Origin of the sequence: Acrocarpospora pleiomorpha (genome assembly GCF_009687885.1) — a bacterium.
GTDB classification, from domain to species: Bacteria; Actinomycetota; Actinomycetes; order Streptosporangiales; family Streptosporangiaceae; genus Acrocarpospora; species Acrocarpospora pleiomorpha.
Genome location: NZ_BLAF01000004.1, coordinates 450,870 through 475,897, shown reverse-complemented (window position 1 = coordinate 475,897; position 25,028 = coordinate 450,870). Strand labels below are relative to the sequence as shown.

The window sequence follows — 25,028 nt, the reverse complement described above, 5'->3', positions numbered from 1 at the left end:
AGCCACTACCCGGCCTCGCGGGCCCTTTCTGGCGTATTCGGTTCCCACCCCTACAAGGCGACGAGTTCAGCGATCTTCTTAGCCGCGCAGCGTGCCGGGCACCACCAGCCCGCCGATGCCCATCACCTGGTCGTTGACCACGTTCAGCCAGGTCGCGCCGCGCTGGCGGGCGAAGTAGAGCGGGTTGTTGCCGGTGTGCAGGTTGGCCACCGGGACCACGAAGCGCAACCCGTCGGCGGAGGCGATGTGCCCGCTGCCCCAAGCGGAGACGACGTCGATGTCGGCCTGGGTAGCGATGAGGCGGGCGTTGGCCGCCGCGATCGTCTCGCCGCGCAGGTAGCCCTGGTCGACCTGCTGCAGCCGGGCCCGGGTCAGGGCGGGCACGTTCGGCTTCTCGATCGGGACCAGGCCGACATTGCACGCCTCGGCCACGATCAACGCCGCCAGGCTCATCGGGAAGTCCTCCATCGTGGTGTCGGCGCCGGAGATGTGGGTGAAGTCGGCGGGCAGGCCGGTGCGGTCGAAGACCTCCAGCAGCAGCTCGGGGAAGTCCACCCAGGGCAGCATCCCGTCCACCAGCGCGCGCAGCTGCTTCATCAGCGGCGGCTCGGCCAGCGCGCCGAGCCGCTCCAGCTGGAGCCGGCCGCCGACGAACTGCACCGCGGTGTTCACGCCGAGCCCGTCCAGCACCCGCGCGTACGCGCCCTCCAGCGCGCCGGCCAGTTCAGCCAGGTGCCCGGCCGGTTCGATCTCCTGCTCCAGCGAGATCAGCACGCGGGGCCGGGCCTGCTCCCACGCATCCCCGTCCAGGAGGCGGGCCCGCGGGTCGCTCCACCGCTCCGACCCTTCGGCGAACACGTCCCGACGGCGTAATGCCTGGTGCAGGTGCTCAGCGCGCACAGCACGAACGCGGCCTTGTCGATCTGCCCGTCGGGAAGGTCGGGGTTGCGATAGACCAGCGGCCGCCACGACCCGGTGATCAGATGCTCGTGCGCGGTGATGTCGTCCGGGCCGTACCGGCGGCGGCTCTTGGCCATCACGGCGGCGGCACCCACCATGGCCAGCACCCGGGTCCCGGCCTCCAGCGCGCGGAACCGGATCGTGGTCAGCAGCGGCTCGATGAAGCCCTGCACCGTGCGGTAGCGCTTGACCAGCTCGGCCCGCCACTCGGCGGCCGCGTCGTCATCGGTGACCGGCACGAAGGCGGCCACCGTCTCCACCGCGGCCGCCAGTTTTTCGCGAGGCACCACCTCCTCGATGGCCTTCCACGCCTCCACCAGCGACACCAGCCGTTCTTCGGTGGCCTCGGGGGTGGTCATCAGCACCTCCATCGCCGAGGCCATGGTCCGCGCTGCCTTACGCAACTTCGGGAAGGTGCGCAGCTGCTCGGCCTTGCCCGCACGCTCGGCGCGGGCCAGCAGGTGGGAGGTGATCAGCAGATCCAGCACGTCCAGCGCGTCGTCGACCGAGGAGGTCTCCAGGTGGCGCACGGTGGCCAGCAGTGTCGCGCCCTTGCGGGGCTCGGCCAGGTCGCGCAGGGTGGGCGCCTTGGCGGCCAGCCCGTAGCGGGCCAGCGCCGCCAGCTTGACCGCCGGCACCGGATCGGTGGCCACCGCGCCCACGCCGAGCCCGGCGATCTCGGCCACCCGCCGCAGCTCCTCGACCATCACCCGGCTCGACGCCTTGACCGGCGGCGTGCGCAGCCGCTCCAGCTCCGAACGGCGCGCCCCCTCCGGCACCGTCAGCAACCCGGCCAGCGCCTGCCGCATGCCGTCCGGCAACCGGCCCGCCAGCAGAGCGTGCAGCCGTTCGTTCTCCGCCCGCCGCACCTCCCCGACCAGCCGCACTAGCAGGGGTCCCGGTAGCAATGAAGAAATTTCCAACGGATATACCGCTGACCTGCGACAATGCACGGCTCTATGGCTGAGGTCTCGGTTCGCTTACGGTGTCAACAGGCGGCAGGGTCAGCGAGGACGGCGGCGCTGGATGGGGTCGGCTTCGGCGGTGACGCGGGCGGAGGTCTCTTCGCCGAGGCGGACGTAGCGGCCGAGGCTGGCCAGGTGCTGATGGCGGCTCTTGGCCTGCAGTTCGGGCGCGGTGCGGCCGGCTTGGGCCAGATGCTGGAGCGCGCTGTGGCGGAGCTGGTGGAGCGTCCATCCCTGCCGGTGCGGGTCGAGCGTGGCCGAGGCGGTCTTGAACAGGTATTCGGCGCGGGGGTAGGACAGCCGGCCGTGCCCGGTGGTCGGGTCGATGTCGGCGGCTGCGGGTGTGCGGGGTCCGGAGGCAGGAGCGCGCCGGTCGGCCAGGAACACCGGTCCGCCGGTGCGGCCGGCCAGTAGGCGGGGCAGGAGCCGGGCGGTGGGGGTGGCCCAGTGCACGTATTCGAGGGCGCCGCCCTTGGAGACGACGCGGGCGCGGCGGAATTCCAGGTCGAGGTCTTCGACGTTGAGGGTGAGGATTTCCTCGGCGCGGGCGGCCGTGTCGTACAACAGCCTCCACAGCACCCGTTCCCGCAGGGCGTGGGCGGGGCCGGTGAACAGCGTCTCCAGCCGGGCGGCTGGGATGGCGCGGTCGCCGCGGCGGGCGGGTTTGCGGCGTTCCAGGCGCCGGGCCGGGTTGGTGGCCAGCAGTTCCTGGCGCTGGCCCCAGGTGGTGAAGGAGCACAGAGCGGACAGGTGCCGGTTCCAGGTGGCGGCTGCCGCGGTCTTCCAGCGGTCCATCACCTCGGCGTAGTGCTCGGGGGCCAGGGTGGCGACGGGATGTGCGGGGCCGGCCACAGCGGTCAGCCGGGCGAGGGTCTCGGCGTAGCCGACGCGGGTGGTGGTCGCGGTGATGGAGTCGAGAAAGCGCTCAACCGCGACCATCGTCGTCATGCCGGTCGTCGCGCCGGTGGCTGGGTCGGGGACGGAGTCGGGCTGGCCGGGGAAGGCCACGACGGACACGGGCGTCCTCCTGACAGGCGATGTGACACATAATGTTGCCGAGTCGCCCTCCCGGCGGCGGAGGGCGAGCTGGGCGGACACGATCCGACGAGCGCCAGTGTGACAGATAATCTAAGTTCTGTGTCACACTGCCGGTCCGGGTGGTGGCCAGCGACTCCGCACGGCATCCGGTGTCACGAGCCCTGAGCCGCTCAGCCATCGACACAGTTCTTCCGGTCAGGCCACGGCATGGAGCCTTCTGGCCGGCGGGGTGACCGCCGGTGGCCGTGCGCGGGGTCCCGGCAGTGCCAGCCGCAGGACGCGCTTCCACACCGAGCCCGCCTGGCGGGTCAGGGAATCGCTGGTGTAGGCCAGGCCGAACCGGTCGCACAGGGCCCGGACCCGGGGCGCGATCTCGGCGTACCGGTTGCTGGGCAGGTCGGGGAACAGGTGGTGTTCGATCTGGTGGCTCAGGTTGCCGCTCATGATGTGGAACAGGCGGCCGCCGTCGATGTTGCAGGAGCCGAGCAGCTGGCGCAGATACCATTCACCCGGGGTTTCGCCCTGGAGGCGGTCCTCGGTGAAGACTTCGGCGCCGTCGGGGAAGTGGCCGCAGAAGATGATGGTGTGGGCCCACACGTTGCGGGCCAGGTTCGCGGTCAGGTTGCCCAGCAGGGCGGGCAGGAAGGCCGGTCCGGCGAGCAGCGGGAAGGCCAGGTAGTCCTTGATGATCTGGCGTCGCGCCTTGCCGGCCACCACGCGCAGCTGGGCCAGGGCTTCGGTCAGGCTCTTGTCCCCGGAGGCGACGCGTTCGAGTTCGAGGTCGTAGATCGCGATGCCGTACTCGAAGAACAGGGCCAGCAGCGCGTTGTAGAACGGCTGGGCGAGGTAGACCGGATGCCAGTGCTGCTCCGGGGTGATCCGCAACGCCGAGTAGCCGATGTCCCGGTCCTTGCCGAGCACGTTGGTCCAGGTGTGGTGGATGACATTGTGGGAGTGTTTCCACAGGCTGGCCGGGCAGGCGATGTCCCATTCCCAGGTGGTGGAGTGGATTTTCGGGTCGCGCATCCAGTCCCACTGCCCGTGCAGGACGTTGTGGCCGATCTCCATGTTCTCCAGGATCTTCGCGGTGGCCAGTGCCGCCGTCCCGGCGGCCCAGGCGGGCGGTAGCCAGGCGGCCAGCAGCAGCGCCCGGCCGCCCAGCTCCAGCGTGCGCTGGGCGGCGATGACGGCGCGGATGTAGCGGGCGTCCCGTTCGCCGAGGTCGGCGAGAACCTCCTGGCGGATCTTGTCCAGTTCACGGCCGAGCTCCTCGATGTCGGCCGGGGTGAGATGTGCTGTGTCGGTCACGTGTGTTCCTTTCAAATCTCCAGCTCGACGGGGCCGGCGGCGGCGGACACGCAGGTCTGGATCAGGTCGCCCGTTTCGCCGTGGATCAGGCCGGTGCGCAGGTCGCGTACCCGGCCGGTGCGCAGGGGCACGACGCAGCTGTGGCAGATGCCCATGCGGCAGCCGCTGGGCATGAGCACGCCGGCGTTCTCGCCGACGGTCAGCAACGGCGTCACACCGTCGGCGTCGGCCTCCCGGCCGGTCGTGGTGAAACGCACGTGCCCTCCCGCCGTGCCGGAGGCCGGAGCCGCCGGGCGGATGGACTCGGCGAACCGCTCCACGTGCAGCCGATCCGCCGGGCCGGGCCACTCGGCCGCAAGTTCGTCGAGCATCCCGGCCGGCCCGCACGCCCAGACGGTACGCCGCGCCCAGTCCGGGCACAGGGCGGCCAGGTCCGCCGGCCTGAGCCGTCCCGCGCTCCGCGTGTGCCGCTCATGCAGCCGCAGGTACGGCGATCGCGCGGCCATGCGCCGCAGGCGTTCACCGAAGATGACCTCGCGCGGTGTCGGCGCCGAGTGGACCAGCACCACGTCGGGCGGCTCGCCTCGCCGGTGCCCCGGCGGCCGCCCGGCGTGGACGGCCGGCGCGCCCGCCGGGGAAGCCTTCGCCGTGCCGCGGCCGGTGGGGATGTCGCCGGCCAGCAGGCTGCTCAGCATCGCCATCACGGGGGTGATGCCGCTGCCGGCGGTCAGGAACAGCAGACGCGGCGGTGGCGGCTCCGGGATGACGAACTCGCCCTCCGGCCCGGCCAGCCTGACGATCGTCCCGGGCGGGGTACGCCGTGCGAGGTGATGGGAGACGAGCCCGCCCGGGATCGCTTTGACCGTGATCGTGATACATCCGTCCGGCCGCTGCGGCGGTGAGGACAGCGAGTAGGTCCGCCACTGGCGCCGTCCCTGAATCTCGACACCGATCCGGGCCCATTGGCCGGGGCGGTGCGCCCGCCAGCCACGGCCCGGGCGGATCACCAGGGTGACCGCGTCGGCGGTCTCCGGGCGAAGGCTCTCGACCCGGCCGCGCAGTTCCCCAGCGGGCCAGAGCGGATCCAGCAATCCCAGGTAGTCCTCCGGCGACAGAGGCGTCGACAGCCACCGCCCGGCCCCGGCCAACGACCCCAGAACCCACGGCCAAGCTGAAGTGATCACGGGGCGTGATCCGGCCGCGATCCGGTTCAGCTTCTCAAGCATGTCGCCCGCCCGGGTCATGATCCAGGCGGGCGAGCCGACGGCTCAAGGGTGTCCGCGACGGTCATCACGCGCGTGATCGCCTTTCTTGGGCGTGGAAGAGGACAGTCCTGTTGATCACATCCGGGTAATTCCCGCTGATTCATAAAGGAGATGCCGCCGCTTCACCCGCAATCAGTAGATTCGCGCGGCGCTGGGCCGACCGCCAAACAAACAGGGATGATGAACATCTCCAGCAGGGCGGCACGGCCGGTTGCCGGGGGCCCCGCGCCAGCCCTGGCATGATCCTCGAAGCCGTGAGCCTTTTCATCCTCCTCCGCCCGGCCTCATGAGCAGGGTCGATGTGCTGGCGCGGAGAAGTCCAGGCGGGCCCTGGCGTATCCATTGCGGCAGGTCAGGGATCCGGGCTCGCAACAACAGTCGTCTAACCTCCTGAAACAGGATGAAATAGGCTCCGTTTCGGTGGTCAGCGGCCTTCGTTGGGGCGCGTTTCTGGAAGTCAAAATGCCTATCTACCTCCAGAATTGCGAGATTCCAAAAATCAGGGGTATGGTGAAAGCACCGAGGACTTTTCGAGCGTTGGCATACAGGCTGGCGTCGCCCACGGCGATACACCTTCGGCCCTTCAGGGGCTCGGACAGGCCAGGCAAGCCATGACGCCAACACTTTTTTCTCATTACACGCCACTGAACCCCGTCGCGTCCGCGATTCCCCGCGTCGACTCCTCCGTCCGGCTCAGCCTGAATCCCGTACGGGATCGGCGCGTCACCGTGGACGGAGCGTGGTGGCCCTACTCCCGCGACGCCGCCGCTGAACTGCCCGGCCTCATCGCCGCCGTCGATCAGCGGCTCGCCGGGACCACGCTGCGGATCGGTCTGCGCCAGGACGAGTGGGACCACATCCCGCACCGCCTTCCGGCCCGCGGGCGGCAGGTGAGAATCGGCTGGTTCGGCCACGCCGATCCCCATGTGCTCACCATGAGCATGGCAGGCGCGGAACCGATTGTCCTGCTGGTCATCCCGCCGGGCACCGCGACCGGTCCCGCCGAGGCCGGACTCAAGCTCGCCGCTGAGGACACGACCGGCTTCGTTCCGGCCGAGATCCTCACCATCGCGCACCTTTTCACCGCACCAGATGTCGGCTTGGCATACGAGGAGGACTCACCCGACTGGGAGAACGAGGGCGGGTACGTCACCGCCCAGCCGTAGACCCCCATTCGCTGACCCGCGCGCGAACCGCTCGCCGTTCGCCGGCCGGTTCGAGCCGGGACGCCACCGCCCAATCGCCCCGCGCGGCGTCCGGTCGGCGGGCCCGAATCGCTGCTATTCCTAATCTTCTCCGATCGGAGATCCCATGAACGTCATCGACCTGTCACCGCTCGGTGTGGTCAGCCCATCGGCCCCCACCATCATCCGCCTGTCCGGAGACATCGACATTCTCACCAGCCCGGAGCTTCGCCGGCGATTGACGAGCACGTTGCGCTACAGCACCAGCCTGCTCATCCTCGATTTGTCCGGGGTCTCCTTCTGCGACGCCTCAGGCCTGTCGGTCCTGGTCGGCATCAAAAACCGCGCCCGGACGATGGGCATCACACTGGCCCTGACCGGGCCCCGTCCGTCCATGTCCCGGCTGCTGCGCATCACCGGCCTGGACCGCAGCCTGCCGATGGTGGCCTGAGCGGATGCGCGCCCAGACCCCGGACCAGGCCTACGACGGGCGATCACCGTTCCCAGGCGCCGACCGGCACATCACCGCCGGCCCCGGGCAGGTGGCCCTCACGGCCATGATCGCGCTCGTGCCGTTCATCGCGCTGGGCGCCGGCATCTGGCTGGCGTGGGGAACCGGAATCACCCTCACCGACGTCCTGCTGGCCACGGTGTTCTACGCCGTGACCGGTCTGGGGGTGACGGTCGGCTTCCACCGGCTGTTCACCCACCGTTCCTTCACCGCGCGCCCCTGGCTGCGCATCGCGCTGGCCATCGCCGGGTCGATGAGCTTCCAGGGCAACCTCATCGACTGGGTGGCCGTCCACCGCCGCCACCACGCCTTCACCGACCGCCCCGGCGACCCGCACTCCCCCCACCGCTACGGCACCCACCTCGGCGGGCAGTTGCGCGGCCTCGCCCACGCCCACCTGGGCTGGCTGTTCAACGGCCAGCCCACCTCAGCCGCCCACTACGCCCCCGACCTGCTGCGCAACGATCCGGCCATGCTGCGCATCTCACGCGCCTTCCCCGCCCTGTGCGCCGCCTCCCTGATCTTGCCGTTCGCCGCGGGCTGGGCGATCAGCGGCAGCTTGTACGGTGCCCTGACCGCCTTCATCTGGGCCGGGCCGGTCCGCATCGCCCTACTGCAGCACGTGACCTGGAGCGTCAACTCCCTCTGCCACACCATCGGCGACCGGCCGCACCCCACCCGACTCCACGACCGCTCCACCAACCTGTGGCCGCTGGCGCTGCTGTCCTTCGGGGAAAGCTGGCACAACGGCCATCACAGCCAGCCCAGCCGCGCCCGGCACGGCGATCCCGGACAGATCGATCCCTCCGCCGCGCTCATCCGCCTGTTCGAACGCCTGCGCTGGGCCACCCACGTGCGCTGGCACACCCCCGGCCACCTCCAGCACCATCGCACGGTAGCCGGCAAACACACCCTGCACAGCCAGCACGCGGTGCCCCGAAGCGGCATCGCCCACGCCGCGACCCGCACCGACCCAGCGCCTGGATCCGGCTGAGCCGGACATCCGGGAGTGACCAACATCAAGGACCTGGACAAACGAGGCCTCGGCCAGCACCAGGCGATCTGTTCCATGCCACCATCGCGCCGACTGCTGTCTCGCAACCGTTCCAGATCGAGGTCGATCTGGAACAGTCGCGCTCGCCGGGCCTGGCCGCCCTCATCCCCGGGCGTCGCCAGACACGCGCCCAGCCCCGTTCAACGCCGATACCATGACGGCCCCTCCTACCGCGTGCTGCAACTCACCGTCCTGCTCACACGACCGCGCCATAGGCGCGGCGCAGGGCCGCTCAAGGCATCAGCCCCAGATCGCGCAGCTGCGCGGGGCGCAGTGGCCGCCATCCGCTGGTGTCGAGCTTGGCCAGCTCCGCCTCGACGTCGACGTTGATGACGCCGAAGAAGTTGATGTTGTCGCTGTGGCCGGGCGAGATGTGCGACAGCAGCTCATCGGGCACCTCGCGACCCTGGGAACGCAACTCCAGCACCGCTCTCGAGTAATATTCTGTCGTCCACGCGACCACTGAGTTGGTCAAAACGGTCAAACACCACGCCTGTTCGGTCTGCTGCTCCAGGTGCGGGCGGGTGACGGTGCCCAGCTGGGCGTAGTGCAGGTCCCTGCGCAGTGCGTGCAGGCTCTCGCCCTTGTTCAGCTGCCGGGAGATCTTCCGCCGGAACGCCGGGTCCGACAGGTACTTGGCCAGGTGCACGGTCCTTCTCAGCATGCCCCACTCCTTCAGCGCGGCGGCCAGGGTGTTCTGCCGGGAGGCGGCCGACCACTTGCCGACGATCAGCGAGGCGGTGGCCTGGCCGTACTTCAGCGACCTGGCCATCCGCAGCAGGTCGCTCCAGCAGTCGGCGACCAGGTCCTCATTCCACCGCGCGCCCAGCAGCGGCCCCGCATGCGGGTAGCGCCTGGTGATCTCGGTGGGGGTGTCGTCGCGAACCAGGGTGACCCGGGCCAGGTCCCGCATCCTGGGAGTGAGTGCCTTGCCGACCAGGTCGAACAACGCGAAGTTGATCAACGTGGCCCCATGGGAGTCTGTCGCGTGCTCATCGACCGGAAGGTCGGTCACGTTGCCGAGGAAGTCGTCCAGCACATAGTGCGCCTCCCGCGCCGTCGGCACAATGATCTTCGTGCCGTACGTCGACCACTGGTCCGAGACATGCGTGTAGGTCGACAGCACCTGACCCCCGTGGATCACCATCGTCCGGGCGCTCAGGCTCTTGCCCCGCACCGGGAATCGCTGGCCGTCGGAGGAGGACATGGTGCCGCCGCCGAACACCCTGGCCAGCTCCAGGTTGTAGTGGTGGTTGACGATGACCGTGTTGGCCTCGCGCAGCGTCTCCTCCCGGATGTACCACTCCATCGTCCAGGCCAGCACGTCATAGGACACTCCACAGGCCTCCGACATGCGGGCCAGGCCCAGATTCGTTGCCATCGCGATGAGAACGGCGAGAATGTTGCGCTTGGTCTCCACCGACGTGGTCAGCTTGCGGCCACCGGCGTGGGTGAAGCAGTCCAGGAAGCGCGTGCGGGCGTCCAGCTCGATCAGCAGCGAGGCGATCGGCGCGAACGGCAGCATCGCGGCCAGCTCGTCCTGGAGCGCCTTGGCCTCCGCCGGCACGTCCTCGGCCGACAGCGGCGGCACCACCAAGTGCTCGTCCTCATCCAGCCGGACCATGCCGACGTCATCGGGACTGGCCTCGGCCAGGGTCTTGTCCAGCTCGGCCAACGCCGCATGCAGTTCCTCCTTGCCCTGCTCCAGCGCGTCGGCCGCGCGGGCCGGCTTGCCCACCAGGCGGCAGTACTCGGCGCGCTTGGGCGCCCACTGCTCGGGCGTGTAGAGGTAGGTGGCCGGGTCGGCGTAGCGGCGCGAGCCGGGCACGAACACGTCCCCGCTGCGCAGCCCGTCGCGCAGGCACAAGATCACACACAGTTCCCAGTAGTGGCGGTAGGCGGTGTCCTCCCCGGACTTGCGGGCCCGCTCCAGGTAGTCGGCGTACCGGGCGGGCACGAAGCCGGTCGGCGCGCCCGCGGGCACCTTGCGGCCGCCGAGCCGGTTCAGCCCCTGCAAAGTGGCCACCGCCTCCATCAGCTCGCTCGTGCCCGGCCCGCCCTGGAAGTCGATCGCGGCCAGCACGTTCGGGGTGAACTGGCGCAGGTAGGTGTAGGCGTCGGCGAGTCGTGCTCCATCGCCCGATCCAGCAGGAACTGCTCGAGTTCCTTCATCGCCTGGCTGCCTGCGGGAGCCGTCTTCCACTCCAGGTATTTGGCGACCTGGACCAGATGGTCTGATCGGGTCTGGGCCCGCTGCCCATACAGCGATAACGCCGCGGGATCCACGCCCAGCCGGCCCGCGACCCGGGCCACCGCCGCCGGCGGCGCCGAGGTCACATCATCGGGCACGAACCCGAGCCACGGCAGCGTGCACAGCTGGACCATCATGCCCAGCCGGTCCACCACGCCCCGCCCGCGACCCGGGTCGACGAACGCGACGTCGGCCGCCGTGGGTGTGAAGTATCGGATCAACTCTTCTCTGCTGATCTCCGGGAACGAGCGCAGCTGTTCCAGCTGCTCTTCGGAGAACATCTTCTCTGACAACGCGCCGCCTCACGTGCCGCTCCGGACGAATCCGGAACGAACGTAGCGGCAGTGATCATCAGTCCGCCATAGATGGTCAAGCTCCTGTATTAGCCCAGGTCAGCGGTATATCCGTTGGAAATTTCTTCATTGCTACCGGGACCCCTAGCACCGTGATCCCGGGCAGCAGGATCCGCTCCTTCAGCAGATGCACCCGCGCCCGGTCAAACAGCGCCCGCGGCCCCTCCACCGAGGACCACACCCGGGCCGCCACGAACTCGCGGATCTCGGCCTCGCCCGCGCTGAAGTCGCGGTAGCCCAGCAGCTCGCGGATCTCCCAGGCGTGCTCGTACACGGTCTGCTGACGCTGGCCGTAACCGGCGAAGTCCGAGGGATCCAGCGCGAGCTGGTCGGCCACGAAGGCGACCACGCCCGGCGGCACCGCCAGCGGGTCCTCGGTCAGGAACACCCCGAGCATCCGCACCGTGCCCCACTGCACCGCCCATGCTGCGGACCGTCTTCGAGCGGCCCGACGCCCGCCTCGGCCCACGTCCAGCACCGTCACGTCGTTGAGGCGCTGCCAAGTACCGGGCCGCTGCCGAGCAGCTGGACGAGGCCAGGGACGACATTCTGTCCTTCACCGCCTTTCCGAAGGCGGTGTGGCGAGGTGTGGAGCGACAACCCTCCGGCGAGAATGCGCGGCGTGGGCGTCGACCTCACCCTCGTCAGTCTGGGACGCGCCGCCCTGGATTCCGGCTCGGCGACCCGGCCGGTGCGGCAGCCGAATCGCCGGCGCCGGGTCCTTCGGACAAGTACTGGCGCAGGCTCGCCAGGGCAGCGTCCAGAAGCTGGGGCAGGGAGGCGTCACGCCCGTTGAGCCACTGCTCGTACGCCGACAGCGCCATCCCCAAGCTCACGTGCCCCACCGTCCGGGGGAGCAGGTCGTCGGCTGACAGGCCGTACCTGTCGGCGACGTACTCGGCGATGACCCGGCGCCACGCGGCGTACTTGAGCGCGGAGTGGGCCTGTAACGCCGGGGTGGTGAGGAGCAGCCGCATGCGCTCACGATGCTGCGGGATCGCGGTCTCGTCCAAGTGGTTGAAGTCGAGCACGGCCTGATGCACCGCCTGGTAGACCGGGATGTCGGCTGGCATGGCCCGCAAGTACTCGCGCAGGTGCTCCAGACCGGCCTCAAACCGTCCCCAGGGAATGTCGTTCTTGGAGGGGTAGTACCGGAACAGCGTCCGCCGCCCGATGCCCGCGGCCTCGGCGATGGCGTCCACCGACGTCTCCTCGAACCCCCGCTCGGCGAAGAGCCGGAACGCCACCCGCTCGATCGCGGCGTGATCGGTAGTGGAGCGGCGCCCCCGCGTCGGCCTCGATCGGCTGGTCACAACCACCAGAATCTAGCAGCTTCTGAAACAGAGCCTTCCTTTTTGGCCCTCAGTGCCATTAAATGATTTGTTGCACTCGATGCCGTAAATGCGCGGCCGCCCCCAGAGGAGTAGCCATGGAAGACAGGACCACCCCGACCGCACCCGAGGAAACCGTCGCCGCGACGGAGGAGCTCACGGTGGAGACGTTGATCGAAGAGGTGTCCATCGACGGCATGTGCGGCGTCTACTGATCGGCGGCAGGCACATGACGACGAACCCGCTCGATGAGGCGTGGGAACTCTCTCCCGGAGTGGCCCTGCGGCCGGAGCCGTTCGGGGCGCTCGCCTACCACTTCGGCAACCGGCGCCTGAACTTCCTCAAGCGCACAGAACTCGTCTCGGTGGTCCGTGCTCTCGCCGACCATCCCGACGCCCGCACCGCCCTGGCCCTGACCGGAGTGCCCGCGGATCGGTGGCCCACCTACGCCGACGCGCTGCGCGGCCTGGCTGCCGCGGACATGATCAGACCGCGCACGCCAGGAGACGCGGCGGGAGATGCGCCCGCGGCTCCCGCGGGCAGAGCCGCCAGCGGATCGCTCGTCGAACGGTTCGAGTACGGCCTGGCCGCTCCCATCTGCCTCACCTGGGAGCTCACCTACGCCTGCAACCTGTCCTGCGTGCACTGCCTGTCGTCCTCGGGACGGCGCGACCCGCGCGAGCTGACCACAGCCCAGTGCGAGGCGGTGATCGACGAACTGCAGGCCATGCAGGTCTTCTACGTCAACATCGGCGGCGGCGAGCCGACGGTGCGGCCGGACTTCTGGCATCTGCTGGAGTACGCCGTGGACCATCAGGTCGGGGTGAAGTTCTCCACCAACGGGGTGCGCATCACGCCGGAGCGCGCGCGGTACCTCGCGGCCACCGACTACGTGGACGTGCAGGTGTCACTGGACGGCGCCACGGCCGAGGTCAACGACCGGGTGCGGGGCACGGGATCGTACGCGACGGCGATGCGGGCGCTGGACAACCTGGCCGAGGCCGGCTTCGCGAACGCGAAGCTGTCGGTTGTCGTGACCCGTGACAACGCGAGCCAACTGGACGAGTTCAAGGCGATCGCGGACGCCCGCGGCGCGACGCTCCGGCTCACCCGGCTGCGCCCTTCGGGACGCGGCGCGGACGTGTGGGACGAGCTGCATCCGACGGCGGCGCAGCAGCGCGAGCTGTACGAGTGGCTGCTGCGCGTGGGCGAGAACGTGCTCACCGGCGACTCCTTCTTCCATCTCGCCGGCTACGGTAAGTCGCTGCCGGGACTGAATCTGTGCGGAGCGGGCCGGGTCGTGTGCCTGATCGACCCGGTCGGCGACGTCTACGCGTGCCCATTCGCGATCCACGACAGCTTCCTCGCCGGCAACGTGCTCTCCGACGGCGGGTTCGCCGGGGTGTGGCGCGACTCGGAGCTGTTCGGTGAGCTGCGTTCGCCGCAGACCTCCGGCGCCTGCACGAAATGCAGCTTCTTCGACTCCTGCCGCGGCGGGTGCATGGCGGCGAAGTTTTTCACCGGCCTGCCGCTGGACGGGCCCGATCCGGAGTGCGTGCGGGGGCACGCGCAGGACGCGCTGGCCGCGGCCGGACGCAGGATCCCACAGCCCAGCCAGGATCACTCCCGCAGGCGGCCGGTCCCGGTGCGCATCGGACGCCGCCCCGCTCCCGCCGCCCCCCCGGTCCACGCGTGCGCGGAGAGTCCGCTGGCCGGGTTCCCGCTATCACACGACTCGTAGCAGAGAGGTTCTCATGGCCAACGCATGGTTCGAGACGGTGGCGGAGGCACAGCGCAGAGCCCGGCGCCGCCTGCCCAAGTCGGTGTACGCGGCGCTGCTCGCGGGATCGGAGAGCGGCCAGACGTACCGCGACAACCTGGACGCCTTCGCGGCGCTCGGGTTCGCGCCGCATGTGGCGGACCTGCCGGCGAAGCGGGACCTGGCGACCACGGTGATGGGCCAGGAGATCTCGCTGCCGGTGCTCATCTCGCCGACGGGGGTGCAAGCCGTGCATCCGGATGGGGAGGTGGCGGTGGCGCGCGCGGCCGCGGCGCGCGGGACGGCCATGGGGCTGAGCAATTTCGCGAGCAAACCGGTGGAAGAGGTCGTGGCGGCCAACCCACAGACCTTCTATCAGATGTACTGGATGGGCACCCGGGACTCCATGATCCAGCAGATGGAGCGGGCGCGCGCGGCCGGAGTCAAGGGCCTGATCGTGACCCTGGACTGGACCTTCTCCCACGGCAGGGACTGGGGCAGCCCATGGATCCCCGACCGGCTCGACCTCAGGGCGATGGTCAAGTTCGCGCCGCAGGGCCTGTCCCGGCCCCGGTGGCTGCTCGACTTCGCCAGAACCGGCCGCCTCCCCGACCTGACCGTCCCCAACGTGGCCGAGGCCGGTCAGCCGGCACCGACGTTCTTCGGCGCGTACGGCGAGTGGATGCAAACACCGCCGCCGAGCTGGCAGGACGTGCAGTGGATGCGCGAGCAGTGGGCCGGCCCGTTCATGCTCAAGGGCATCGGCCGCCTCGACGACGCCCGCCGGGCCGTGGACACGGGAGCCACGGCGATCTCGGTGTCCAACCACGGCGGGAACAACCTGGACGGCACGCCGGCCACGATCCGGCTGCTGCCCGCCATCGTCGGCGCGGTCGGTGACCAGGTCGAGGTCCTGCTGGACGGCGGCGTCCGGCGCGGCGGCGATGTGGTCAAGGCGCTCGCGCTCGGCGCGCGGGCGGTGATGATCGGGCGCGCGTACCTGTGGGGGCTCGCGGCCAATGGCCAGGCCGGCGTGGAGAACGTGCTCGATCTCCTGCGCGGCGGGATCGACTCGGCGCTGCTGGGGCTCGGACGCGCGTCCGTGCACGACCTGGTGCCCGGCGACATAGTGATCCCGCCCGGGTTCACCCGCGAGATCGGCGCGTAGGTGCCCGATGAGCCCGGCCTCGCGGACCTCCCCTGGGCCGCGCTGCCGCCCGCGCCCGCCGTCCTGGTGCCGCTCGGCTCCACCGAGCAGCACGGACCGCACCTGCCGCTGCACACCGACACGACGATCGCGACGGCGGTGGCGGAAGGCGCCGCCGCCCGCCTGCGCCTCGCGCGGCCGGGCGAGCCCATGCTCGTGGCGCCCGCCATCGCCTACGGTGCCAGCGGCGAGCATCAGGGCTTCCCCGGCACCGCGTCGATCGGCACCGACGCGCTCACTCTCCTGCTGGTCGAGCTGGTCCGGTCGCTGTCCCTGTGGGCCGGGCGGATCGTGATCGTCAACGGGCACGGGGGGAACCTGCGCGCTCTGGCCGCCGCCGTGCCGCAGATGCGGGACGAGGGGCACGATGTGGCCTGGGCGCCGTGCACGGACGGAGGCGGCGATGACACGGACGCCCACGCGGGGCGTACCGAGACCTCGCTCATGCTGCATCTCGCCCCGCACCTGGTGGACCTGTCCCTGGCCGAGCCGGGCACCCTCGCCCCGCTCGCCGACCTGATGCCCGAGATCATGGCGAGGGGCGTCGCCGGCGTGTCGCCCTCCGGCGTGCTCGGGGACCCCACCTCTGCGTCGCCCGAGGAGGGGCGGCTCATCCTCGGCCGGATGGCCGGCGACGTGGCCGCCCGTATCCTGCGCGGGCGGGCGGACCGTGGCGGCCACCTGCGTACGGACGCGGCGACATGCCCGACATGAACGGCAAGGTCGCCCTGGTCACGGGGGCAGGCCGCGGCATCGGGGCCGCCACCGTCCGCGCTCTGTGCGCCCGGGGCTACCGCGTGGTGGCGGTCGACTCCTGCGCGGCCGACGGCCCGGATCGGCCCGCCGGTGTCACCTACCCGCTCGCGAATCCCGACGACCTGAAGTCCCTGGCCGCCGGCCACCCGGACGCGGTCCTGCCGTACGTGGCCGACGTCCGCGACCGCGACGCCCTGGCCAAGGCCGCCGGCCTGGCGGTGGACCGGTTCGGCCGGCTGGACGCGGCCGTGGCCGCCGCGGCGGTCGTCGCCGGCGGCCTGCCGCTGTGGGAGACCCCGGCGACGCAGCTGAACACGCTCTGGGAGGTGGACGTGCTGGGCGTGTGGAACACCGCCGCGGTGTGCGTCCCGCCCATGCTGGCCGGGCCGGACCCGACAGGATGCCGGTTCGTCGCCGTGGCCTCGGCCGCCGCCTCGCACGGGCTGTTCCACCTGTCGGCGTACAACACGGCCAAGCACGCGGTCGTCGGGCTGGTGCGCGGACTCGCGGCCGACCTGGTGGGCACCGGGGTGACCGCCGCCGCCGTCTCCCCGGGCTCGACCCGTACGCCCATGCTCACCGCCACCGCCGGCGTGTACGACCTGGACGGCCCAGACGACTTCGCGCGGTCGCAACTGCTACGCCGCCTGCTCGAACCGGACGAGATCGCCGAGACCATCGCGTTCTGCTGTTCTCCGGCGGGAGGCGTGCTCAACGGATCGATAGTCTCAGCCGACGGAGGGTTCACCCCATGACCACCGCTCCCCTGCCCCAGGGCTTCGCCGTCCGGCTGAACCGGCGCGCCCGCGTCCGCGACGGCGGCCGCACCCTCGTCGGCGGCGCGCCGACGCGCGTGATCCACCTCACCGACAAGGCCCGAGGCGTCATCACCGGCCGTACACTGCGGGTCAGCGACCGTGTCTCCGCCCTGCTGGCCGACCGGCTGTTGGAGATCGGCATGGCCGACCCGATCGCGGCGGAGCTGCCCGGCCTCGACCTCGGCCAGGTGACCGTCGTCGTCCCGGCCCGCGACCGACCCGATGCGCTGGCGAGGCTGCTGGCCGCCATCGGCGACCGGCATCACGTGATCGTGGTCGACGACGCCTCGGCCGACCCGGCCGCCATCGCGCGGGTGGCGGCGGCACATCGTGCCGAACTCGTCCCGCTGGCGCGGAACATGGGGCCCGCCGGTGCCCGCAACGCGGGCCTGCGCCGGGTCCGCACCCCCTTTGTGGCCTTCGTCGACTCCGACGTGGTCCCCGAACCCGACGCGTTCGCGATCCTGCTCCGGCACTTCACCGACCCACGCGTGGCGATGGCGGCCCCGCGCGTGCTGGGGCTGCGCATGCCCGGCAGGGACCGGTGGATCCGCCGCTACGAGGACGCGCGCTCCTCGCTCGACCTCGGCGTGGAACCCGGGATCGTCCGCCCGCGCGCGCCCGTCTCCTGGGTGCCCAGCGCGTGCCTGCTGGCCAGGGTGGACGCGCTCGGCGCCGGGTTCAGCGCCGACCTGCGCGTCGGCGAGGACGTCGACCTGGTGTGGCGGCTCGCGGCGGAGGGGTGGCGGGTGCGCTACGAGCCCGGCGCGATCGTGCGGCACGAGCACCGTACGGCGGTCCCGGACTGGCTGCGGCGCAAGGCCTTCTACGGCACCGGCGCGCATCTCCTCGCCCAGCGGCACGGCCGCGACGTGGCGCCCGCCGTGCTCACCCCCTGGAGCGCGGCCTTCGCCCTCACGCTGCTCGCCCAGCGGCGCTGGTCCCTGCCGGTCGCCGCGCTGATCTTCGCAGCGGCCGCGGTACGGATGTCGGCCAAGGTCAAGGGGAGCGACGATCCGACGCGGCTGGCGCTGATCCTGACCTCGGACCGGGCCGTCGCCGCAGTGTGGCAGACCACCGCGCTGCTGCTCCGCCACTGGTGGCCACTGGCCGCCGTGGGATGCGTCTTCTCCAGGAGACTGCGCCGGACGGTGGCCGCCGCCGCCGTGTTCGACGCGGTGGCCGATCTCCGCCGCACCGGGGCCCACCTCGACCCGGTTCGGTACGCCCTCGCCCGCCGCCTCGACGACGCCGCGTACGGAGCCGGCGTGTGGTACGGCGCCATCAAGGGCCGCTCACTACAGGCCCTCCTGCCGGACATGCGCCATCCGCGGAGGGTCAGGTCTCGGATCTGGCCCACATTTCGCCGCCGTCGCCGCGATGACCGTCCTCGCCATCGTCCGACTCACGGGAAAAGATGAAGAAGACCCGCTCAGCCTCTCCCGCCAGCCCAGCTGCCACACCACTTCTTCACCTCTTGACTGAGCCGTCAGCGGCGCCCTCACCCTCATCCTCCACACCGCCGCCCGCCTCCCCCACGCCTTGGCCGATCTGCTGCGTGCGTTCCTGCCCGTCATCACCGCACTCGCCGAACTCCGCATCGTGCTCGCCCGCGGCCGACGGCGAAGGCCTTCGTGACCACCCCACCAGCGCGGCTCGGGCCCGGCTGCGCGGCACGACGGTCCGCGCGACAGCTCCACCTCATGCTCCGCCCTGGGGAACGGGGACGAGACGCCGGCGCCACTATCCAGCGGCTGGCAAGAGCGCTACCGTCAGATACGAGCCGGTACTGCCAACTTCGGTGACGTACTGCCAACTCCGATGGCTCCTGACACAGACAGCACAGATGTCTGGCGCCGCACTAGTTGATAGCAGCACCCTTCGCTGACCTGCGTACTATCAATTAGGCGAACATCGAATCAGCGCGGCCGAACGAGATTCGAAGTGATAGTGCGACTCGAACAGCGTCCGGATGCGGGCGTGCAGTTTCCTTGCTGGTACCGGTCCCATCACGCCAGCCTTCATCATGGATCGGCGTACGGCGCGACCACGCCACCTGGAGGCACGTGGGATATCAAGGAAGCAGACCCGGGAGAGCAGCATCCACGCCCTCGGCGCGCCAGCTAAATTGTCCGAAACGCCAGCGCACTAGGCTCAGCGGTGCGGCAACAGGCCATGCCGACGCAACCGTTCCACCTCCTGGTGCGGCGCCTTATCGGCGAAATGCGCTATGAACTGCTCAGCAGCGCCATGATCGCCAGCATCGACTCGTGCCCGGAGTTCATCTTCTCCACCCTGCTCGGCCAGCAATTTAGCCAACCGCGTGGCGGCATAGGCCCCACTCTCGCCATCAGCGAGAACACGCCAAATCTTAAGAGCTTCCTCCTCCTGACCCTGCTCAGTTAGCAACTCGGCTAGCCGCGTGGCAGCGTATCCGTCGCCATTGTCGACGTGGACTTGCAACACGTCGGCGGCTTCTCTCACCCGGTCCAGGTCGACCAGCACGGCAACTAGCCGCTCGGCGGCAAGCCAGCTGCCTGTTGCGACGAGAGCGCGCAACGTATCCTCCTGGCCGCTCCGGGCCATCACCACGGCCAGCTCCAGTTCAGCGATTTCGTGTCCGTGATCGGCGCGCACCCGCCATAGTTCGATCGCCTCCTCCACCCGGCCCTGTTTGACCAGCAGTTTGGCCAATTGCTGGACGACGGTGGAGTCACCCTCGTCCAACAGGCCCCGCAAGATGTCGGTCGCCTCCTCCAACTGGCCATGCTGGAGCAGCAAGCTGAATAGCCCGTAGGCGTGGAAGGCGTCATCCTCGGTGTGTGCTCGCCACAGGTCGACCGCCTCCTCGCACCGGCCCTGTTTCATGAGCAGTTCCGTTATCGGCTCGACAGGATTTGCATGGTCGACAGCCATAGCGCCTTGGTATAAGGGTTCGGCATAGCAGTACAACAACCGGTCCTCGGCGGCTCTGCCAAGGCGGGTCTGGTCGCCGGGATCGGTGACAGCTCCACACGGTCGTGGTCGATGACGCGCAGCGAGCCGACACCCGCCGCAGCCAGGTAGTAGAGCAGCGTCGACTTCACACCGCCCGCACTGATCGACACCACCGACGCCCCAGCCAGCTCTCTCTGCCCGTCCCCACCTATCGCCTCTTCGACGGCGGCCAACAGTTCGGCCGCGATGACTGTGCCGGTTAGCGGGACGTCGACTTCCGCCAGGCCGGATGCCGCTTCGGGATACCCGCGCAGGATCACCTTCATGTACGACTCCCAGAGTCATGGGCCCCTTCAAGCCAGGGCCCCGTGCCTTCACTGTCGCGGCGTTCCTGCAGCAATGGCGGCCGGATAGTGCGCGATGATCGATGGCGAGGCGACCGCCGAGGAGTTCCGGCGACGGGGCGGCGACGTCGTCCTCTAACCACGCAACCCCGCGCACGGCGGCATCGACGGCGACGAGGCCGTCATCCTGGGCATCGTCGCGTCGGTGCTGCGCAACCTCTAGTGCCAATATCCGTCGTAATAGTCGACCAGGTGTTGGGCGTTCGGGCCGGCCGAGGCTGCGGCGATCGTGAGGTCGGCCTCGCGGAGCGTCTCCGACCGCACCAGCGGCGGCACCGATGCGACCGGCACCTCGTGGCCGTTGCGGTGGAAGGTCATCGGGTTGGTTGCGCACAGCGCGTCCAGGTCCCAGCCCTCGTCGGACATGCCTTCGACGATGCGCAGCATCCAGCGGGCCTGCCAGCCCGCGAGGTCGCGCACCACCTCGCCCTGCCCCTCGTGACGGTCGTGCTCCCAGTAGCCGATCGACACGCCGGTCCAGCCGTGCCGGATCAGTTCCGTCCGGGCCAGGTCGTAGCGCACGACGTGACCGGCGACGCGGTCCGGCTCTTCCGCGTACACCTCGCGGAGGACCTGTTCGAACGGCTGCGCCAGACCCGTCTCGCGCCATGCCCGCACCTCCTCGGTGCTCGCGTCGACCGGGTGCCACAAGGTGACCGGGCCTTCGGGGCGGTGCCCGGCCAGTTCCCAACCGTCGGCGGTTCTGACCGGCAAGCCTGAGGGGCCGCCGGGTATCCGCCACACCAGGGCGCGGGCGTCGGGGCCGGTAACAGGGTGGTCGAGAAGGTGCTCGCCGACCTCACGCCAGGTCCACGCGCGCTGGTGAATCAGCGCCTGCTCCAGGCGGTAGCGCGTAGCGGCGCGCGCCTGCTCGACCTCTCTGGGCTCGGTATCGGCGGCAGGGCGCGTCCGGTCGAGGAACTGGTCGCGGGTCAGTGCGGCCGCGTCGGCGAGCGCGTCGAGCGCGCGGGCGGCATTCTCCTGTACGGACGCCGCCCGCACCCGCGCCTGAACGAACGCGAGCGGGGTGACCGTATCGGTTCCGCCCCGGCGGGCCAGCACGTCGACGGCCGCGCCGGCGACGGTTTCGCTGCGGCAGGTGGAGCCGGGGCCGTCGTGGCCGGTGCCGCAGGTGACGGCGGCGTCGGCGAGCAGCGAGGGGACCCACGGTTCGTCGAGGGCCTCGCAGGTCCAGATCAGGCCCCGCACCACCGAGACGCTCCGGTCCTTCAGGAAGCGGTCCTCGGTCCAGGTGATGTCGGCATGGTGGCAGACGAACGGGCCGCCCCGGTAGGCGGCCAGGTGGGTGACCAGCTCGTGGACCAAGGCGGCGGCGGCAGGAGTGAGCAGGTCGTGGACGGCGGTTAACCAGCTGTCGCCGGGGCCGGGCGTGTCGGCGGTGGCCCAGTGGCGCAGCAGCGGCAGCATTCCGGCCAGGCGGGGGCCGTACTCCTCGGCCAGCATCGTGGCGAAGGGGTCGGCCTCCCCGACCACGTTCCTGACCGCACCGGCAGGGCCCTCCTCGGTGAGCAGGCTCTCCAGGAGCGGCAGGAGCTCTCCCAGGTCCGTCAGGTGGCCGAACAGGTCACGGCGCTGCTGCGGATGGAGCAGGTGGGCGGCCGACAGCGGGATCCGGTAGAGCTCCACGTGGCGGGTGTGGCCCTGGCGGGCCCAGTAGCCGGCGCGTTCGGCCAGGTTCCAGGCGTCGCTGGGCGTCCAGTCGACGGCACGCTCGGCGACGGTGCGAACCAGGCGGAGGATGCGCTCGTCGTAGTCGTGGCCGCCGTGCGGGCCGAGCCAGAGCTTGGTGTGGGCGTAGGTGCCGTAGAGGCGCCAGTCGGTGCCGGGGCCGGGGTCGAGGCCCTGCTCGGTGAGAGCGTCGAAGCGCTGGTAGGCCTCTCTGGTGGCCGGTTCCAGATGATCCCAGTTGCCCGCGAACGTCACCCGGTGATCGTAGTCGTAGGATGCCCCATGAAGATCGTCGTTCTGGACGACGACCAGCGGGCCACCCGAGACCTGGGTGTCCTGGCTCAGTGACCCTGGCATCGGCTCACTGAAGTCGGCACGGCGGCTCAGTAGATATGGAACCGGCTCAGCAAACGCGGCATGCGGCCACGCTCCTGTCGCCGCACCTCACATGAGGTTCCATAGGTGCCAGATTCTGTGGACACCAGCCTGCAACGGGCGACCGCGTACCAATGACATCTAATCTGCGCAGCAGTGACAGAAAAGCTGCGCCGCAGTGTCAACAATTCGGCGTCCCGCAAGAGAGCTGGTCTGTACCGGTACAAACCCCCGCTGGCTTGACCAGCAGCAACTGCGCATCCACATCGTGGACCCGCACCAGGTGATCGTGTACCAGTGACATCAACTCTCCGCCACTGTGTCAATAATTCGGCGTTCCGCTTAAGGACTGAGCTTGAGTCAGTGCCTGCCTCCACATAAGCCCGTCACGGAGATCGGGGCTCAATGAGCGACCTTCGACACCTACTTGTGGCCGTAGAGCGGGCAGAATCTCGGTCAGCCGTTTCATCGCAAAAAGCGGCAAAAGATGACATATGGGCGCCGGGTCGGGCCGACGATCGGCGCGAGTGACAGAAATTCGGCGTTCGTAGTGTCATTAATTCGGCGTTCTACACGTTCGGCATCTACGACCTGAGCAACGATTCCGGTTGGGTGAACGTCGGCACCGACCACGACACCTCGGTATTCGCGGTGGAGTCGATCCGCCGCTGGTGGCGCTCACGCGGACGCCTCGATTTCCCGGCCGCCGGCCGATTACTCATCACCGCTGACTGCGGCGGCTCCAACAGCTACCGCTATCGGCTGTGGAAGGCAGAACTCGCGGCGTTCGCCGCCGAGACCGGCCTGACGGTGACCGTCTGCCACTTCCCACCAGGCACCTCCAAGTGGAACAAGATCGAACACCCGCCTGTTCTCCCAGATCACCCTCAACTGGCGAGGCAGGCCGCTGACCAGCCACGCGGTCGTGGTGAACAGCATCGCGGCCACGCGCACCCGCACCGGACTGCGCGTGCATGCCGAGTTGGACACCGGCGCCTACCCGACCGGGATCTCCATCAGCCGCGACTATCTCCGATCACTGCCGATCACTCCCCATGAGCACAGGGGAACCTGGAACTACACCATCGCCCCCACCGGGACGGGCACACTCCGGGTGCACCCACCTCGGCCTTTGTGGAGCTATCGCGGGGACACGTGTGCCGGCTTCGGAGTGCGCCCGGCTGAGGGCGGCGGAGGTTGCGGCGATGGCGGCGCCGGCGGTTATCCCCGGGCGTGGTCGTAGCTGGCCCAGCCCTGGTCGAGAAGCCGGAATCCGACGTCGATGACCGTCTCTGGATCGTCATGGCGGGCCATGAGTGGTATCTGGAGCGCGAACCGGGCGTAGAAGCGGATCTCGTCGCTTGGCTCGGCGAGTCCGAATTCGTCGGTGAGGGTCTCGATCAGTGCGTCCTCGTGGCGTAGCCACATCTTCTCGGCGTACTCGATCAGGCTGGGGGTGCCTTCCATGAGGGCGACGATCTGGTTCATGGGCTCGGTGTTCAGCGCGGCGATCTCGCCGAGGTAGTGCGCCTTCAGCGCCTCGGAGATCGTTATGCCGGGTGCGCGGCCGGTCACCGCTGCGACGAGACGGTCGTGCCGCTCGCCCTCGTCGCTGAAGACCAGGGCCTCCTTGCAGGGGAAATGCGCGAAGACCGTCTTGGGGGTCACATCGGCCTTTTCCGCTATCTCGCGGACCGTCACCGCGTCGAAGCCCCGCTCGAGGAACAGCGCGGTCGCCGCTTCCAAGATCGCAGTCCGTGTCGCGGCCTTCTTGCGCTCGCGGCGCCCCACGGGCGCGTCGTTCACCATGCTCAAACTGTAACCCGAAGGGAACGCTACATTGACACGAAAGGTAAACCGAATATAGTTAGAAACCGAGTGGAGTTATCGAGTGTGACTCATGGGCCCCATCAGGCCCAGGCGTGTCACGGCCGCCTCATCGTGCGAGCCACTGATCGCCGGCAACCGCAGCAGGGCCGCTGACGGGGGCCGATGGGAGTCGATCTCCGCCGGGCTCCGCACGCCAGGCCCCGCCTCTACCAGCAGAAAGGCACACAGGCATGACAGAAGACATGGAATCGACGCGGCGGCGCGGCGTCGGTGGGCGCTGGCTTGAGCAGCGTCGGAGCGCGGGAGTGCTGCTGATCGCTGGCCCGGTGATCTTCCTGCTCGCGGAGTTCATCGCCGCCACGGCGTGGACCGATCCGGCCTACAGCTACACCCACCACTTCATCAGCAATCTCGGCGTCCACGGGCCGTCGACGCTGTTCGGGCAGTACATGTACTCGCCACTGGCCTGGGTGATGAACACCGGCTTCTTCCTGTTCGGCCTCACGATCCTGGCCGGGATCATCGCCCTGCGCGACGTGTCGGGGCGGCGCCGCTGGGCCGTGCTCGTCCCCGCGACGATGCTGGCCGTCGGCGGTGTCCTGCTCGCCCTTTTTCCCGGATCCGGCGAAGCGCTCAACGACGGCACCGGCCAGTACCACAGCACCGGCGCCTTCCTCGGTTTCATCGGCGGGAACGTGCTGACCATCGTGCTGGGACGCCGCTGGCAGGGCATCGGTGTCTCCCGGCGCATGGGCCGGGCGCTCATCGCGGTGGGCGTGATCGGCCTGCTGTCGATGACCGCCTACCTCGGGCTGATCTTGAGCGCGGGCGACAACCCCATCGGTGTCATCGGCCTGATCGAGCGCGGCGCCGTCCACCCGTTCCTGATCGGGCTCATCTGCGCCGGAGCAGCGATCAGCAAGCGCCGGCCCGCGGATGCGGCACCGGCCCGCCAGGTCAGCGCGCACGCAGCCGACTGACACCCGCCTGCTGACCCACCCCTGACATCCCGCCGGCCCCCGTCCCCGGACAT

At 69.7% G+C, this 25,028-nt stretch carries 24 protein-coding genes and 1 pseudogene; 11 read left to right on the top strand and 14 right to left on the bottom strand.

Annotated features, from left to right (window positions below):
* Positions 1-78: 78 nt before the first annotated feature.
* From Aple_RS02245 to Aple_RS02225, 5 genes are all read right to left on the bottom strand, one after another.
* Complete coding sequence (locus tag Aple_RS02245) at positions 79-774, bottom strand: Tn3 family transposase (RefSeq protein ID WP_155342709.1); 696 nt, start codon at positions 772-774, stop codon at positions 79-81.
* Positions 768-1,847, bottom strand: coding sequence for a hypothetical protein (locus Aple_RS02240; protein WP_155342708.1), 1,080 nt, complete (start codon positions 1,845-1,847; stop codon positions 768-770). Before Aple_RS02240 ends, Aple_RS02245 begins: the two co-directional genes overlap by 7 nt.
* A gap of 117 nt (positions 1,848-1,964) precedes the next feature.
* Complete coding sequence (locus Aple_RS02235; RefSeq protein ID WP_246264036.1) at positions 1,965-2,942, bottom strand: tyrosine-type recombinase/integrase; 978 nt, start codon at positions 2,940-2,942, stop codon at positions 1,965-1,967.
* A 216-nt stretch (positions 2,943-3,158) separates the two neighbouring features.
* Positions 3,159-4,271: a fatty acid desaturase family protein gene (locus tag Aple_RS02230; protein ID WP_155342707.1), complete on the bottom strand. Its 1,113-nt coding sequence runs from the start codon at positions 4,269-4,271 to the stop codon at positions 3,159-3,161.
* Positions 4,272-4,282: 11 nt separating this feature from the next.
* On the bottom strand, positions 4,283-5,497 hold the full coding sequence (locus Aple_RS02225; protein ID WP_155342706.1) for a ferredoxin reductase: 1,215 nt from the start codon (positions 5,495-5,497) through the stop codon (positions 4,283-4,285).
* Between the two features lie 650 nt (positions 5,498-6,147).
* Here Aple_RS02225 and Aple_RS02220 point away from each other — a divergent pair.
* From Aple_RS02220 to Aple_RS02210, 3 genes are all read left to right on the top strand, one after another.
* Positions 6,148-6,702 carry a DUF5994 family protein gene (locus Aple_RS02220; protein ID WP_155342705.1) on the top strand — a complete coding sequence of 185 codons (555 nt, stop codon included), beginning with the start codon at positions 6,148-6,150 and terminating at the stop codon, positions 6,700-6,702.
* Positions 6,703-6,847: 145 nt separating this feature from the next.
* Positions 6,848-7,171: an STAS domain-containing protein gene (locus Aple_RS02215; protein ID WP_155342704.1), complete on the top strand. Its 324-nt coding sequence runs from the start codon at positions 6,848-6,850 to the stop codon at positions 7,169-7,171.
* A 4-nt stretch (positions 7,172-7,175) separates the two neighbouring features.
* Positions 7,176-8,225, top strand: a complete 1,050-nt coding sequence (locus Aple_RS02210) for an acyl-CoA desaturase (RefSeq protein ID WP_155342703.1) — start codon at positions 7,176-7,178, stop codon at positions 8,223-8,225.
* Positions 8,226-8,517: 292 nt separating this feature from the next.
* Here the strand turns inward: Aple_RS02210 and Aple_RS02205 are convergent, their stop codons facing one another.
* The 4 genes from Aple_RS02205 to mftR form a co-directional block, all read right to left on the bottom strand.
* The gene (locus Aple_RS02205; protein ID WP_218038090.1) at positions 8,518-10,368 is read right to left on the bottom strand and encodes a Tn3 family transposase; all 1,851 of its coding nucleotides are present in this window, start codon (positions 10,366-10,368) and stop codon (positions 8,518-8,520) included.
* Complete coding sequence (locus tag Aple_RS53075) at positions 10,320-10,829, bottom strand: DUF4158 domain-containing protein (RefSeq protein ID WP_218038073.1); 510 nt, start codon at positions 10,827-10,829, stop codon at positions 10,320-10,322. Before Aple_RS53075 ends, Aple_RS02205 begins: the two co-directional genes overlap by 49 nt.
* A gap of 76 nt (positions 10,830-10,905) precedes the next feature.
* Positions 10,906-11,373: a DUF4158 domain-containing protein gene (locus Aple_RS02200; RefSeq protein WP_155342702.1), complete on the bottom strand. Its 468-nt coding sequence runs from the start codon at positions 11,371-11,373 to the stop codon at positions 10,906-10,908.
* Positions 11,374-11,533: 160 nt separating this feature from the next.
* Entirely contained in the window at positions 11,534-12,202 is a 669-nt protein-coding gene (gene mftR, locus Aple_RS02195) for a mycofactocin system transcriptional regulator MftR (protein ID WP_218038072.1), read from the bottom strand.
* A gap of 116 nt (positions 12,203-12,318) precedes the next feature.
* Between mftR and mftA the strand changes: the two genes are divergently transcribed.
* The 6 genes from mftA to mftF are packed head-to-tail and all read left to right on the top strand — an operon-like array spanning position 12,319 to position 18,181.
* Positions 12,319-12,435: a mycofactocin precursor MftA gene (gene mftA / locus Aple_RS02190; protein WP_155342700.1), complete on the top strand. Its 117-nt coding sequence runs from the start codon at positions 12,319-12,321 to the stop codon at positions 12,433-12,435.
* On the top strand, positions 12,420-13,961 hold the full coding sequence (gene mftC / locus Aple_RS02185; protein WP_246264034.1) for a mycofactocin radical SAM maturase: 1,542 nt from the start codon (positions 12,420-12,422) through the stop codon (positions 13,959-13,961). The genes mftA and mftC overlap by 16 nt, the downstream gene beginning before the upstream one ends.
* Before the next feature lie 13 nt (positions 13,962-13,974).
* A complete protein-coding gene (gene mftD, locus Aple_RS02180) occupies positions 13,975-15,147 on the top strand; it encodes a pre-mycofactocin synthase MftD (protein WP_155342699.1) in 1,173 nt (390 codons plus the stop codon).
* Positions 15,148-15,900: a mycofactocin biosynthesis peptidyl-dipeptidase MftE gene (mftE, locus tag Aple_RS02175; protein ID WP_155342698.1), complete on the top strand. Its 753-nt coding sequence runs from the start codon at positions 15,148-15,150 to the stop codon at positions 15,898-15,900.
* Positions 15,888-16,697, top strand: a complete 810-nt coding sequence (locus Aple_RS02170; RefSeq protein ID WP_218038071.1) for a mycofactocin-coupled SDR family oxidoreductase — start codon at positions 15,888-15,890, stop codon at positions 16,695-16,697. Before mftE ends, Aple_RS02170 begins: the two co-directional genes overlap by 13 nt.
* Entirely contained in the window at positions 16,694-18,181 is a 1,488-nt protein-coding gene (gene mftF / locus Aple_RS02165; protein WP_155342697.1) for a mycofactocin biosynthesis glycosyltransferase MftF, read from the top strand. The genes Aple_RS02170 and mftF overlap by 4 nt, the downstream gene beginning before the upstream one ends.
* Positions 18,182-18,230: 49 nt before the next feature.
* On the opposite strand, the gene Aple_RS02160 is transcribed toward mftF, so the two are convergent.
* The 4 genes from Aple_RS02160 to Aple_RS02145 all read right to left on the bottom strand — a co-directional run bounded on the left by Aple_RS02160 (position 18,231) and on the right by Aple_RS02145 (position 22,147).
* A complete protein-coding gene (locus Aple_RS02160) occupies positions 18,231-18,437 on the bottom strand; it encodes a hypothetical protein (protein WP_155342696.1) in 207 nt (68 codons plus the stop codon).
* A gap of 477 nt (positions 18,438-18,914) precedes the next feature.
* Positions 18,915-19,676: a tetratricopeptide repeat protein gene (locus tag Aple_RS02155; RefSeq protein WP_155342695.1), complete on the bottom strand. Its 762-nt coding sequence runs from the start codon at positions 19,674-19,676 to the stop codon at positions 18,915-18,917.
* A complete protein-coding gene (locus Aple_RS02150) occupies positions 19,640-20,023 on the bottom strand; it encodes a ThiF family adenylyltransferase (protein ID WP_155342694.1) in 384 nt (127 codons plus the stop codon). The genes Aple_RS02155 and Aple_RS02150 overlap by 37 nt, the downstream gene beginning before the upstream one ends.
* A gap of 237 nt (positions 20,024-20,260) precedes the next feature.
* Positions 20,261-22,147, bottom strand: coding sequence for a DUF4132 domain-containing protein (locus Aple_RS02145; protein WP_155342693.1), 1,887 nt, complete (start codon positions 22,145-22,147; stop codon positions 20,261-20,263).
* Positions 22,148-22,741: 594 nt separating this feature from the next.
* Between Aple_RS02145 and Aple_RS02140 the strand changes: the two are divergent.
* Positions 22,742-23,261: pseudogene (locus Aple_RS02140) on the top strand (ISAzo13 family transposase); the annotation flags it as partial.
* Positions 23,262-23,386: 125 nt separating this feature from the next.
* Here the strand turns inward: Aple_RS02140 and Aple_RS02135 are convergent.
* Positions 23,387-23,974, bottom strand: a complete 588-nt coding sequence (locus tag Aple_RS02135) for a TetR/AcrR family transcriptional regulator (RefSeq protein ID WP_155342692.1) — start codon at positions 23,972-23,974, stop codon at positions 23,387-23,389.
* A gap of 251 nt (positions 23,975-24,225) precedes the next feature.
* On the opposite strand from Aple_RS02135, the gene Aple_RS02130 reads away from it, so the two are divergent.
* Positions 24,226-24,975 carry a DUF998 domain-containing protein gene (locus Aple_RS02130; RefSeq protein ID WP_155342691.1) on the top strand — a complete coding sequence of 250 codons (750 nt, stop codon included), beginning with the start codon at positions 24,226-24,228 and terminating at the stop codon, positions 24,973-24,975.
* The last annotated feature ends 53 nt before the right edge of the window (positions 24,976-25,028 follow it).

Excerpts from the sequence above, each read along its gene's own strand:
- Aple_RS02225 (WP_155342706.1), bottom strand. The coding sequence starts at position 5,497 with ATGCTTGAGAAGCTGAACCGGATCGCGGCCGGATCACGCCCCGTGATC.
- Aple_RS02220 (WP_155342705.1), top strand. The coding sequence starts at position 6,148 with ATGACGCCAACACTTTTTTCTCATTACACGCCACTGAACCCCGTCGCG.
- Aple_RS02215 (WP_155342704.1), top strand. The coding sequence starts at position 6,848 with ATGAACGTCATCGACCTGTCACCGCTCGGTGTGGTCAGCCCATCGGCC.
- Aple_RS02210 (WP_155342703.1), top strand. The coding sequence starts at position 7,176 with ATGCGCGCCCAGACCCCGGACCAGGCCTACGACGGGCGATCACCGTTC.
- mftA (WP_155342700.1), top strand. The coding sequence starts at position 12,319 with ATGGAAGACAGGACCACCCCGACCGCACCCGAGGAAACCGTCGCCGCG.
- mftD (WP_155342699.1), top strand. The coding sequence starts at position 13,975 with ATGGCCAACGCATGGTTCGAGACGGTGGCGGAGGCACAGCGCAGAGCC.
- Aple_RS02170 (WP_218038071.1), top strand. The coding sequence starts at position 15,888 with ATGCCCGACATGAACGGCAAGGTCGCCCTGGTCACGGGGGCAGGCCGC.
- mftF (WP_155342697.1), top strand. The coding sequence starts at position 16,694 with ATGACCACCGCTCCCCTGCCCCAGGGCTTCGCCGTCCGGCTGAACCGG.
- Aple_RS02155 (WP_155342695.1), bottom strand. The coding sequence starts at position 19,676 with ATGGCTGTCGACCATGCAAATCCTGTCGAGCCGATAACGGAACTGCTC.
- Aple_RS02150 (WP_155342694.1), bottom strand. The coding sequence starts at position 20,023 with ATGAAGGTGATCCTGCGCGGGTATCCCGAAGCGGCATCCGGCCTGGCG.
- Aple_RS02145 (WP_155342693.1), bottom strand. The coding sequence starts at position 22,147 with ATGCCAGGGTCACTGAGCCAGGACACCCAGGTCTCGGGTGGCCCGCTG.
- Aple_RS02135 (WP_155342692.1), bottom strand. The coding sequence starts at position 23,974 with ATGGTGAACGACGCGCCCGTGGGGCGCCGCGAGCGCAAGAAGGCCGCG.
- Aple_RS02130 (WP_155342691.1), top strand. The coding sequence starts at position 24,226 with ATGACAGAAGACATGGAATCGACGCGGCGGCGCGGCGTCGGTGGGCGC.